Annotated in this window: 12 protein-coding genes; 7 read left to right on the plus strand and 5 right to left on the minus strand. The window is 65.8% G+C overall.

The annotated features are described in order from the left end of the window. Positions 1-163: 163 nt before the first annotated feature. Entirely contained in the window at positions 164-1,183 is a 1,020-nt protein-coding gene (locus CNE_RS10080; protein ID WP_041227960.1) for a hypothetical protein, read from the minus strand. 29 nt (positions 1,184-1,212) lie between these two features. Beyond that, positions 1,213-1,800, minus strand: coding sequence for a hypothetical protein (locus CNE_RS10085; protein WP_013957036.1), 588 nt, complete (start codon positions 1,798-1,800; stop codon positions 1,213-1,215). 207 nt (positions 1,801-2,007) lie between these two features. Between CNE_RS10085 and CNE_RS10090 the strand changes: the two genes are divergently transcribed. From CNE_RS10090 to CNE_RS10120, 7 genes are all read left to right on the plus strand, one after another. Then, positions 2,008-2,955: a lactate/malate family dehydrogenase gene (locus CNE_RS10090; protein ID WP_013957037.1), complete on the plus strand. Its 948-nt coding sequence runs from the start codon at positions 2,008-2,010 to the stop codon at positions 2,953-2,955. Between the two features lie 54 nt (positions 2,956-3,009). Further along, a complete protein-coding gene (locus CNE_RS10095; RefSeq protein ID WP_013957038.1) occupies positions 3,010-4,488 on the plus strand; it encodes a DASS family sodium-coupled anion symporter in 1,479 nt (492 codons plus the stop codon). 246 nt (positions 4,489-4,734) lie between these two features. Next, entirely contained in the window at positions 4,735-5,013 is a 279-nt protein-coding gene (locus tag CNE_RS10100; protein ID WP_013957039.1) for a hypothetical protein, read from the plus strand. A 128-nt stretch (positions 5,014-5,141) separates the two neighbouring features. Beyond that, a complete protein-coding gene (locus CNE_RS10105; protein WP_013957040.1) occupies positions 5,142-5,405 on the plus strand; it encodes a hypothetical protein in 264 nt (87 codons plus the stop codon). Beyond that, complete coding sequence (gene mdtN / locus CNE_RS10110) at positions 5,402-6,451, plus strand: multidrug transporter subunit MdtN (protein ID WP_013957041.1); 1,050 nt, start codon at positions 5,402-5,404, stop codon at positions 6,449-6,451. The genes CNE_RS10105 and mdtN overlap by 4 nt, the downstream gene beginning before the upstream one ends. Beyond that, positions 6,432-8,411, plus strand: a complete 1,980-nt coding sequence (locus CNE_RS10115) for an FUSC family protein (protein WP_013957042.1) — start codon at positions 6,432-6,434, stop codon at positions 8,409-8,411. The genes mdtN and CNE_RS10115 overlap by 20 nt, the downstream gene beginning before the upstream one ends. Next, a complete protein-coding gene (locus tag CNE_RS10120) occupies positions 8,398-9,963 on the plus strand; it encodes a TolC family protein (RefSeq protein WP_013957043.1) in 1,566 nt (521 codons plus the stop codon). Before CNE_RS10115 ends, CNE_RS10120 begins: the two co-directional genes overlap by 14 nt. A gap of 18 nt (positions 9,964-9,981) precedes the next feature. Here CNE_RS10120 and CNE_RS10125 read toward each other — a convergent pair whose 3' ends face one another. The 3 genes from CNE_RS10125 to CNE_RS10135 all read right to left on the minus strand — a co-directional run bounded on the left by CNE_RS10125 (position 9,982) and on the right by CNE_RS10135 (position 12,119). Further along, positions 9,982-10,446, minus strand: coding sequence for a ferritin-like domain-containing protein (locus CNE_RS10125; RefSeq protein ID WP_013957044.1), 465 nt, complete (start codon positions 10,444-10,446; stop codon positions 9,982-9,984). A 72-nt stretch (positions 10,447-10,518) separates the two neighbouring features. Next, positions 10,519-10,950, minus strand: a complete 432-nt coding sequence (locus CNE_RS10130; RefSeq protein WP_013957045.1) for a universal stress protein — start codon at positions 10,948-10,950, stop codon at positions 10,519-10,521. Positions 10,951-11,201: 251 nt separating this feature from the next. Next, the gene (locus CNE_RS10135) at positions 11,202-12,119 is read right to left on the minus strand and encodes a LysR family transcriptional regulator (protein WP_041227963.1); all 918 of its coding nucleotides are present in this window, start codon (positions 12,117-12,119) and stop codon (positions 11,202-11,204) included. Between the last annotated feature and the right edge of the window lie 171 nt (positions 12,120-12,290).

Raw genomic sequence — 12,290 nt, forward strand, 5'->3', positions numbered from 1 at the left:
TGCCTGTGCGTCAAGCCACACCTGGATGTGTGCACCAATTCGGGTGGGGAAAAGTGCACACAACGATGCATTTGCGCGTTCGTGCCTGGATAAGAACGGCGTAGTGCGGGCAAAAGCCGGACGCGGCCAGACAACTCCGCGCCTGCTCGTCGCCGCCGCGCTTTCACAGCAGGCGCTCCGCCTCCTCGATCAGGGCGGTGGGCGACAGCATGTCGCCACGCGCGAAACGCACCAGTTCGACGGATCGCACCAGCGGCGGATCGCCCGGGACGTGGGCAGTGAGCAGGTCGATGTCGTATGCCGGCCCCGCGCTGTCCGTCGCGAGCAGCACGTTCATGGCACTAAGCCGCAAATGTCTTTGCTCGATGGAAAAGCAGGAGCGTGCGTCCGCCAGGACCTCAGCCAGACATTCCAGTTGACGGTCAAGCGCCCCGGTTTCGGGGCCGAGCTGCGCAAGTTCCTGCTCGTTCGCGGCAATCTGCCCGCTCAGGTTGGCCTGCTCGCCGGGACTTGCGTCGGCATCGCCGCCGAGCACCGAACGCATGCCGGTGCCTTGCTGCTGGAGCAGGCGCAGGCGCGCCACCAGCAGCGCCTGCTCGCGCGCGAGAACGTCGCGGCGTGACTTGCCGGCAGCGAAACGGGCGAGACCCTCCATGCTGAACTGATCGAACATGCGCCGCACAATTTCCTCGCGCAGCGCGGCCTCGCTGCGAGCGATGATCCTGACCTTATGATCGCCGAAACTGACGGTGGTTTGCGGCACTTCCGTGCGCATGACATCGCCTTCCAGCGCAACCCCGAGCGTGCGCCGCTCGGTCATCGCCATCCCCAGCACTGCAAACGCCTGCGGCGTATCGGGCGACTGTTCGAAGAACGCTCGCAGATCAGGAGAACGGCTGAAGGCCAGCTGCACGTCACGCGGCGTGCCGAAGAAGGCGTGAATATAGGGATCGTCACCCCATGCCTGCATGCTGGCCTCCCGCGGCGCGGGAAGACCCTGGACCAGTTCGCGCACGTAGTCCTGCGCTTGCTCGAGCGCAGGCCGAAGCCGCTGCTGGTAGCGTGATACCAGACGCAAGCGCGGATAGATCCGGGTCACGCGCTCGGTCAGCTCGGCAATCTCTTGCCTGTCGTGCGCGTGGACTTGCGCTTTGCGCCGGCGCAACCACCCCAGAAAACCCATCGGCATACTCCCACCCGGCGCCGCCTTACTCAGCGGGCATGCTTGGGCGTGACGGAAATGGCAAGGGCTTCGGTGTAGACGGCCTGCACCTGGTCACCGCGTCGAACCGCCTTCAGTTGCTTCGGATCCACGACATGCACGTCCACCGTCTTGCCTCTTGGCCCTTTGAGCGTCACCATGCCGGTCTTGGCGTTGACGGCCACCACGTCGGCAGTCACCGTCACCTCGCGCCCGACCATGCCGCCGGGCTTGGCGCCAGGAGCGGCCCGGTCGGCGGTCTCGCGTTCGGTGCTGGAGCGCATGCCACTCTGCCTGGCGAGGGTCACTGACAAGGCCTGCGTGTACTCGACCGTGACCATGTCGCCCACGCGGAGCTGCTCGAAGTTGCGCACGTCCTCGCCGACCTGTACGTCCGTGACCTTGCCCTGCTTGTTCTTGAGCGAAATGGTGCGCGTGGCGGCATCGATGGCCACCACCGTGGCGGTCGCCTTGACCGTGCCGGTGGTCTTGGTAGCCCCCACGCCCGACACCGTGTCCACGCGAGTCTCGGGCTGTGCCAGCACCGGAAGAGTTGCCGCGGCAAGTACCGCCGCCACGATTAGCTTGCTGGGATGCATGACTTACTCCTCGAGCCCCGTCTGTGGCATACCGTCGTTCGGCGGCGTCGGCACAACGCTGGCGCTTCTACCGAAAAGGTCTATAAACCATAGCATACGAACGGTTATTCGCCTGCCCCGCGCCCGTCACTCCACATTTGCGTTGGCACTCACGGACTGGGCCCTAATTCAGGTATACGACTATCCAGGCACGTGGGAGGCATGCCAATGCATCAACCCAAGATTGTCGTGGTCGGCGCAGGACTGGTTGGCGGCTCGGCGGCCCTGTTTGCGGCCGTGGCCATCCCGAGCGCGGAGGTGGTCATCATCGATGTTGCCCGAATCCGGGCCGAAGGGCAGGCGCTGGACCTCGCCCACTCCGCCGCATTCTGGGGAAACAATCGTTTCTATGCGGGCGACTACGAGAACGCTCGCGACGCGGACGTCGTCGTCATCACTGCCGGCGTCGGCGTGAAGCCGGGGCAGACTCGCCTGGACCTGGCCAAGACCAATGCGGGCATCGCGGCGGAAATCGTGGATCGCATTGCGCCCCTGGCGCCGGATGCCATCTACGTCATCGCGACCAACCCCTGCGATGTGTTGGCTGGCGTCGTTTTTGACCGCCTGCGCTGCGCGCGGGAGCGCGTCATCAGCACAGGCACCTCTCTCGACACAGGACGGCTGCGATCGCTTCTGTCCGAGCGGCTGGGCGTCGTGGCGCCGGGGATTCACGCCTACGTTGTCGGCGAACACGGCGAATCCGCGGTCATCGCATGGTCGGGTGCAACGGTCTGCGGCATGCCCCTCGAAACCTTCCTGTCCAGGACCGGCAAGGAGCTGGGGCCAGCCAGCCGCGATCTGATCCTGCGCTCCGTGCACGAGGCGGCCAAGCTCATCAAGGAAGGCAAGGGCGCCACCCACTATGGCATCGCCAGTGCGATCGGGCGAATCTGCCAGGCCATCGTGCATAACGCCGACCTGATTCTCACGGTTGGCATCGTACATCCCGAAGTCGAAGGCGTGCCAGAGGTGTGCGTGTCGCTGCCGATGGTGGTCAATGGCGGCGGAGCGCAGTTGCTGGCTTACCCGGAACTCAACCCCACCGAGCGCGAGAGCCTGCGGCGCAGCGCGCGCATCGTCAAGGAGGCGACCGACAGCGTGCTGCTGGACCGGTAGGGGCATCGCGCACGCTCCGGAGTACCGAACCACGCCGCCGCCAGGAGGCTGATCATGGATGTATCGCCCGCCAAGGCTCCACCGCCTGCAAGCTCCCCGGCCGCGAAACCAGCGGCCCCCGCTGGGCATCTCAAAGATCTCTGGAGATTTCTAGTCCCGGTGGGAATCGGCATCGTCCTCTGGTTTCTGCCGGCGCCGGCCGGCCTGGAGGTGAAGGCGTGGCACATGTTCGCGGTATTTGTCGCCACCATCGCCGGCATCATGACCGCCCCCCTGCCCATGGCCGCCGTCGCCATTATCGGCGCCACGGCAGGCGTGCTTGCTGGTGTCGTGTCCTTTGCCGACGTCACCAAATCCACGGGCACCGACCTGGTCTGGCTGGTGATGCTCGCCTTCTTCATTTCCCGAGGCGTCATCAAGACCGGGCTGGGGCGCCGCATTGCCCTGCTGTTCATGCGCCTGCTGGGCAAGCGAACCGTGGGACTTGGTTATGGGCTGGCCCTGACCGAACTCATGATCTCGCCCGCCATGCCAAGCATCACCGCCCGCGCCGGCGGGGTGATGCTGCCGATTACCAAGGCGATAGCGGAAGTCCTCGGCAGCCATGCCGATGACCCGGATTCCCGCGGCAAGGTGGGAAGCTATCTGATCCTCTGCGCCTTCCACGCGAACATCATTACCGCAGGCATGTTCATCACGGCGATGGCTGGCAATCCCCTTGCGGTCAAGCTGGCCGCGGACCAGGGCGTCTCGATCAGCTGGCTCGACTGGGCGGTGGCCGCATCGGTTCCCGGCCTGGTGTGCCTGGCCATCATTCCGGTCGCCATGCTGTGGATTGTCCAGCCGCAGATCCGCCAGACACCCGATGCAACGGCCCTGGCCCAACGGGAACTCGTCGCCCTAGGCCCCATCTCCGCCAAGGAAATCATCATGGCGGCAATTTTCCTTGGCTTGCTGGTGCTCTGGATTTTCGGTGAGGACCTGGCCATCGGCGCAACGCTGGCGGCGGCTCTCGGCGTCTCGCTGCTGTTCATCACCGGCGTGCTGACCTGGGACGATGCCCTGAACGAGAAGTCCGCCTGGGACACCATGATCTGGATCGGTCTGCTGATCATGCTGGCCTCCAAGCTCAATGAGTACGGCATGGTCTCCTGGTTCGGCAAGGAGTTCGGGGCGCACCTCGAGGGCTTCCACAGGCTGGCCGTCTATATGCTGGTGGCGGCGATCTATTGCTACATTCACTACTTCTTCGCCAGCGCCACGGCACATATCAGCGCGCTCTTCCCCCTGTCCATGGCGCTGATGGTCGCGGCCGGCATCCCGCCTTTCACCGCGGCGGTCGCCCTGGGCGTCCTGAGCAATGTCAACGGTTGCCTGACCCAATATGGCATCGGCTCCGGACCGGTCATGTTCGGCGCGGGCTACGTCACCCAGGGGGAATGGTGGAAGGCTGGCTTTCTGATGAGCCTTATCTACATGTTCGTCTGGCTGGTGATCGGCCCGCTTTGGTGGCAGTTCCTCGGGCACGTCTGACACCGCACCGGGCAGGAAAATGGGCCAGCCCCCCCTGATCGGGGATGGCTCCGGACGGCATCAAGTGCGCACCATGAAGCACTTTTATCCATTCCTTGATTGTTGGAACAACTCGCGCCAATCATGCATCCCTACCCGACTGCCGGTGTCGCTAACAATAGCTTACATACACGGACATCCGGTTGAATTACCCTCCGCTGCCTGAACCTTGCCCGCCCGGGCCCACCACACGGAAAACAGCCACATATGAAGAAGATCCACGCGTACCCGCTGATGGCAATGGCCATGCTGACTACCGCCTCGGGGGCCGCCTTTGCGCAGCATGTCGTGGGGGGAATGGGCGAGGAAGTCAGGATCGGCGCGTTCGCCGGTCCGACGCACGGCACCGACAGCAATCGCGGCATGCCCACGGGGCGCAGGTTCAATACGGCAAAGCCAGGCAGGCAAGCCGCCGACCCGCGTAGCGCACGCCCGATCAACGCGCGCGGAGCTGCACCCACGCTCCCCGGCAAGCATTTGCCATAGCCGCGCGCCTGCGTTCGCGATCATCCTGGATCGCCGACGCGACAACCGGCGCGCCCACGCTGCCCGCGCCTTGGACAAGCCCGAATCCGCGCTGCTATATTGCGTGGATCGATCCTGGTCCAACCTATATGGCACGCACGCTTTTGCCCGCCGCGCTGGCGGCATCGCTCTACGGTTGCGCCGGCGCGCCGTCCTTCAGCCTGTTCGGTGCCTATTTCCCGCTCTGGCTCCTGAGCGCCGTGCTTGGCATTGCCGGCGCGGTCGTGTCCTATCGGATCTTCATCATGACGGGCTGGGCGGAAACGGTCCGCTACCAGCTTCTGGTCAATACGGCGATCGGCGTCATGATTGCTGAAATCGTCTGGCTACTGGGTACGGGACACATCCTATGAAAATGGCCGGCCTCCGCAAAAGCCCGCTGCGCGGCAAACTGATCGCCCTGGTCATCGTCCTGCTGGCCGCCCTGCTGTCCTTCTACGCCTACCATCGCACGCTTCGCTTCCCGGCATCGGACGATGCCTCGCTCGATGCCGACCTGGTCCACGTTGCGTCGCCGGTAGGCGGCCGGATTGCACGCATCCATGTGGCGGAGAACCAGCTGGTGGCCAAGGGCGATGTCCTGTTCGAGATCGATCCGGTGCCGTATCAGCTGGCCGTGGCCCAGGCCCGTGCCGACCTGGAGCTGGCGCAGGCAACCCTTGGCACGCGGCGGCGCACGATTGCCACCGAGCAGGCCACGGCGGCGGTGGCGTCAGACCAGATCGCACGGGCCGAGCAGAACTACGCGCTCACGGCGCGCACGGTGGAACGGTTGCGCCCGCTGGCTGCGGACGGCTACGTGCCCAGGCAGCAGCTGGACCAGGCGCAGGTGGCGCAGCGCGACGCCGCGGTGACTTTGAAGCAGGCCAACGTGCAGCGCGCCGCCACGGCACAGGCGGTCGGTGATGAAGCCGGCGCCATCGCCACCGTGCATGCGCGCGAGGCGGCACTGGCGATTGCGCGGCGTGCGCTTGACGACACCGTGGTGCGCGCCCCGCATGCCGGCCGCGTGAGCGGGCTGACGGTGCTGTCCGGCGAGGTCGTGCTCCCCAACCAGTCGCTGTTCCTGCTGGTGCATACCGGGGAATGGTTCGCGGTGGCGAACTTCCGCGAGACTTACCTGGCTGATATCCATGTCGGCGACTGTGCCACGGTCTATTCGATGATCGACCGGCGCCAGGCCATCCGCGGGAAGGTGGAAGGCATCGGTGTCGGCATCACCGATACCGACCGCGTGAACCTGCCGCGCTCCCTGCCCTATGTCCAGCCGTCCGTGAACTGGGTACGCGTGGCCAAACGCTTCCCGGTGCGCATCAAGCTGGCAGATCCGCCGGAAGCGCTGGCCAGGGTGGGCGCGAGCGCAACCGTCGAGATCCGGCATGGCGCAGCCTGCAGCTGACAAGTTGCGCCTGGGCCTGGCGGATATCCGGGCCCTGCTGGCGCCGCTCCCCGGCCGTGCGGCAGCTGCCACGCGCATCACGGTGGCCTGTACCCTGACGGTACTGGTGACCAGTATCTACGGCACCCCTGAGGCGGCCATCTCCGCTTATGTGATTTTCTTCATCAACCGGGCCGACCGTACCTCCAGCGTCGTCATGAGCGTGGCCGCGCTGGTGCTGGTCAGCATGATCATCGGCCTGGTGATATGGCTCGCCGATTTCAGCGTCGACGACCCGCTGCGCCGCGTGGCGTGCATGGCGGTGGTGTCGGCGGCAGTACTGTTCCTGGCCTCGGCCAGCAAGCTGCGGCCGGTCGGCGCCATCGTGGCGATGATCATCGGCTTTGGGCTCGACGAACTCGGGCTGGTGCCGTCTGGCGAAATCGCTACGCGTGCCCTGCTCTATGCCTGGCTGATGGTGGCGATTCCCCTCGGCGTCAATGTGGTGGTCAACCTGGTGCTGGGCCCGGCGCCGCGCCGGCTGGCGACCGACCGCCTGGCCCATTGCCTGCAGCTTGCTGCACACAGCCTGCAGGCTCCCGATGGTGACCCAGAGGCGCTGCACGAGGCCTTGCGCGATGGCGTCCAGCCTGTCGCAGGCTGGCTGAAGCTGGCGAAGATCGAAGGCAGCATCGACGCGCAGGATCTGCTGGCACTGCGGCAGGCCGCGTCGTCGACCATGGCGATTCTGCTGGCGGCAGATGTCGCACGCCGGCAGCCCGGGGCGCAACTGCCGGCAGCCGTTGCCGTGCCCATCGCCACTACGCTCGACGACATGGCGCGCATGCTCGATGCCGGCGGCTATCCGGTGGAAATCGGGCTGAGCGTGCCCGGTATTGCAGGGCTGTCGCCCGTGCAGGAAGCGGTTGCCGCGGAACTAGTCGGCGCCATCAACCGCTACGCAGAGCCAGGCGACCCCGCGCCGCAGGAGCAAGCCGACCAGGCACATGGCGGCTTCCTCGATGCCGACGCGTTCTCGAATCCGGCCCATGTCCGCTACGCCCTCAAGACCACCGGCGCGGCAATGTTCTGCTACTTGCTGTATCAGCAGCTGAACTGGCCCGGCATTCATACCTGCTTTATCACCTGCTACCTGGTGTCGCTTGGCACCGCGGCGGAAACCGTGGAAAAGCTGACGCTGCGGCTGGCCGGCTGCCTGGTCGGCGCGGTGATCGGCACGGCAGCCATTGTCTACGTGGTGCCATCACTCACCTCGGTGGGCGGGCTGATGCTGCTGGTGTTTGCCGGCACGTGGATATCGGCATGGGTGGCGCAGGGCTCGCCGCGCATTGCCTACGCAGGCTTCCAGGTGGCGTTTGCGTTCTACCTGTGCGTCATCCAGGGTTCCGGACCGGGCTTTGACCTGACCATTGCGCGCGACCGGGTGATTGGCGTGGTGCTGGGCAATCTGGTTGTGTACCTGGTCTTCACGCGGATCTGGCCAGTCAGTATTGCCAGCCGCATCGAGGCGGCACTGGCGGCACTGGTCACGCAATGGCAGCAACTGACCGAGGCGCGTCGGCCCGATGCCCGACGCAGCCATGCCGCGGCCGCCATGGCACGGCACACTGAGATCACGCAGGACCTGATCCTGGCCAACTATGAACCCGCATCGGTCAGCCCGGGGCGGGACTGGATCGAAGACAGGCGCCGGCGCCTGGCCGCGCTCGATGCGATTGCGGGCCCCCTGTTCCTACTCGCGGAGCGCTTTCCCGGCGACCCGGAAATTGCACGGCGATTGCACACGCCGCAGGCTACCGACGCTGTAGCGCCAACTGCGCAAGCTGCCAACGGCACCCACGATGCACAAGCCGACAAGGTCCGTCACGCCCTGCTGACCTTGGTCGACCGGCGCCTGGCGGATTCGCCCGCCGAGGCACCGGCTGCGACCTCTCCAACTTCCATTCATGCGCAAACCTGATTCGCTGGCGATCCCGCTGACACTGGTCGCCGCCGTGACGCTGGCCGGATGTGCCACCGCGTCGCTCGACCTGGCCCCGCCGGCCTCCGACCGGCCATGGCAGCCCGAGACCACCGCGTCCGGCGAGATCGTGCCGGGCGCGGCCAGCAAGCCGGCACCGGCAACCCGGCCATCCGACTACACGCTGCCGGCCAACACCGCGCTGGCATCCGTGCCCCCGCCAGCTGCACTCGATACCACGCACGCTTACACGCTGCCCGAGCTGATCGACCTAGCAGAATCCACCAACCCGCTGACCCGGATTGCCTGGAACGACGCGCGCAATGCCGCACTGGCCGCCGGCATCGCCAGGAGCAGCTACCTGCCGTACATCTCCGCGGCGGCGATGGGCGGCTACCAGAACGGACACAGCGCTTCGTCCACGGCGCTGGGCACGCTGGGCGCAAACGCGTCGACGCATGGCGCGGTCTCGGTGCTGTCGCTGCAGTGGCTGCTGTTCGATTTCGGCGAGCGCGCGGGCATTGTCGATGCCACTGAACAGGCATCGATTGCCGCGAACATCGGCTTTACCGCGGCGCACCAGAAGATCATTCACGAAGTCAGCACGGCGTTCTATCGCTACCAGGCCGCGCGTTCGCGCGCGACCACCGTGCAGCAGGCGATGCGCAACGCCGATGCCGTGCTTGCCGCCGCCAAGGCGCGCTACCAGCGCGGCATCGGCACCGTGGTGGAAGTCGCCCAGGCCACGCAGAATCGAGCGCAGACCAATCTCGCCACGGTGCAGGCGCAAGGGGCCGAAACCGATGCCTACCTGGCACTGGTCACGGCCATCGGCATCTCCCCGCTTTCCAGGCCCCAAATAGCCGAGATGCCGGTGCGGCTCCTGTCGCCGGCCATGCGCAGCTCGATCGAGCAGATCGTTGAACGTGCGATTGCAAGCCGGCCAGACGTGCTGGCGGCCTATGCCATCGAACGCGCCAGCCAGGCCAAGGTCAGGGCGGCAGAGGCCGGCTTCATGCCCAAGGTGTTCATGTCTGCATTCACGTCGTACGCGTCCGGCGGCTCGGCAATCACCGCGATTCCGCCGGTCGGCCAGCAGCCGCCCACGGTCAACCTGAACGGCTACCGCTACGGCGCCAGCGTGTTCCTGGGCGTGACCGTACCGATCTACGACGGCGGGGTGCGCTCCGCGGTGCTGGCACAGGCGCGCAACGACGCCGACAGCGCGTCGGCCAGGCTGACGCGCGCCAAGGAAGAGTCCGTGCGCCAGATCGTGGTCAGCCAGAGCGCGCTCGAATCGAGCCTGGCCGCCTACGATGCGGCCAGGGCACTGGCCGAGGCCGCGCAGATTACCTATGACGCTGCCTTCGCCGCGTATAGCAAGGGCGTGGGGCCTGTCACCGAAGCCAATCTGGCGCAGAACCAGTTACTGCTGGCGCGCAATGCGTCTGCCGACGCCTATAACGGGGCGCTCGCCGCTGCGGCGACATTGGCGCTTGCGACGGGGTCGGTCGGCGCGGTGCGCGATGGAGGTGAATGGCCGGTGCGGTGATACCGCCTGGTGTACTGCTCAACCCTGCCGAGGCTGCACCGCCGCCGCAAGGCCGGGCTTGCGCAGCATTTTCTCGACATCTCCCGCGTGCAGTTCCTCCAGCTGGATCAACTGCCGCGCATACTCTTCCAGCGCGACGGAGCACCCCTCGACCAGGCTTAGCAGCTCACGGTACAGATCCAGGGCCTGCATCTCCGTCGCAAGCGATTCACGCAGGATCGCGCCGATATCGGTCGTGTGGCTGTCCAGAAGTCCGCCAATGCCAAGCGAGGGATAGGCGCCTAGGGTCGTGATCCATTCGCCGGCCTGGTGCGCGTGCAGCAGCGACTCATTCGCCTGCTCACGCAGCCACGACACGATGGGAATGCGGCCGAAGCCGAATATCAGGAATGAATAGTGCGTGTAGCGCACAACACCAGCGAGCTCAGCTTCGAGTATTCGATTGAGTACGCCGACGACCTTTTCCTGTTCGATTTCCGACATGGCAGATTCCTCCCTGAGGTAGGTTCGGACTGCAAGCCGGCCCCCGTAGCCGGGCGCCGCGCAATCCCGTCATTAGCGGTAGACGAGGACAGGGACCCGGCAATGGGTGAGAACTTTCTGGGTTTCACTGCCGACCAACAGCCCCTCCAGGCCCCTGCGGCCGTGCGACGCCATGAAGATCACGTCACACCCGTGCCTCGCGGCGGCATCGATGATGCCCTTGTAGGGTACCGAGGTCGTCATATCCGTTTCGCATGTGACTCCCGCGGCCCTGGCTGCAGCAACAACCACTTCCAGCCTAGCGGTTGCATGCGCGGCCTCCTGCTCTTCGAAGGCCTTGCGCCTGGGATGGCCGGAATCGCCTGACGCCACGTAGGGATACTCTTCCATGCACGTATAGGCCGTCAGCCTGGCGCCACCGGCTTTGACAAAGCCAATGGCCGCGTCCATTGCCATTCTTGAAAGTTCTGAGCCATCGGTGGCCAGCAAAATGTGCTTGAACACGATTCTTCTCCTTAGGCGATTGATCCCGGCGGGCAGCAACAGCCCACTAGTCAGAGTTCAGTATGGACAAGAATCCGCCTCTCGCCACCCACGCAAATGCACCTGCGCACACGCCGAGGCGGCCGCAGCGCCCTCACCCATCGATCTTGAAGCCAATATCCTTGATGAACTGGCCCCAACGCGCATGATCGACCCGGATCTGCGCGGCGAAGGCTTCAGGCGTGGCGGCAGATGCGGGCGCGGATTGGGTCTCAGGCCGCCCCCCGGAGCGGCCCGAACCGCTCCACGTACAACCCGGCCACCCAATCGACAAACACCCGCACCCGCGGCGCCAGCTGCCGGTGGAACGGATACAGCGCTGACACCGGCAAGTCCGGGCAGGGCCAGGCCTCAAGCACGGGCACCAGCCGTCCTGCGCGCAGGTGCTCTGCCACGCGGAAGCGCGGCACCTGGATCAGGCCGCAGCCGGCCAGGGCCGAGCTGGTATAGCACTCGGCATCGCTCACCGAGATCCAGCCGCGCGCCTTGAACTCCTGCACCTCGCCACCGACGGTCAGCGTGAAGGGATAACGGTTGTCATGGTTGTGCGAGAAGAACCCCACGCCGATGTGTTGCGCCAGTTCCGACGGGTGTTGCGGCGTGCCGTGCGCGGCCAGGTATCCTGGGCTGGCGCACAGCACCTCCGGCATATCCGCAAGACGCCGGGCCACCAGCGAGGAATCGCGCGGCCGGCCGGCACGCACCACGCAATCGATGCCCTCCCCGACCAGGTCGACCAGCCGGTCGCCGCTGCTGACGATCAGGTCGATATGCGGATAGCGCTCCCGAAACTCGCCGATGCGCGGCAGGATGATCATGGTGGCGTGGGTGCCATGCAGGTCCAGCCGCAGCGTGCCGCGCGGGTTGGCCACCTGCGTGCTGAGCGAGGTCTCGGCGTCTTCCAGGTCCTGCAGCACGCGCTTGCTGCGCTCATAGAACGCCTGGCCGTCCAGCGTGGGGCGCACCTGGCGCGTGGTGCGCTCCAGCAGGCGCGCGCCGATGCGGGCCTCAAGTTCCTTGATGGCGTGCGTCGCGGTGGCCCGTGGCATGTCCAACGCGCTGGCGGCGCCGGTGAAGGAACCCAGTTCCACGATCCGGGTAAAGAGTTGCAGCGCGTCGAAGCGGTCCATGCGGGGGCTCATAGCGGAAGGGTCACTTCCGGATTGGAATCAGGTTCCCGGCCTGCGTCAAGCCGGATCTCCACTCGCTTGTCCAGGGTCAGTCCCTGAGCCCGGCCAGGGACCACGAATCAGCCAGGCATCGATTCTGCTAGCCTATATTTCATTCATAGTCTTCTGCCG

Origin of the sequence: Cupriavidus necator N-1 (assembly GCF_000219215.1) — a bacterium.
GTDB lineage: Bacteria > Pseudomonadota > Gammaproteobacteria > Burkholderiales > Burkholderiaceae > Cupriavidus > Cupriavidus necator.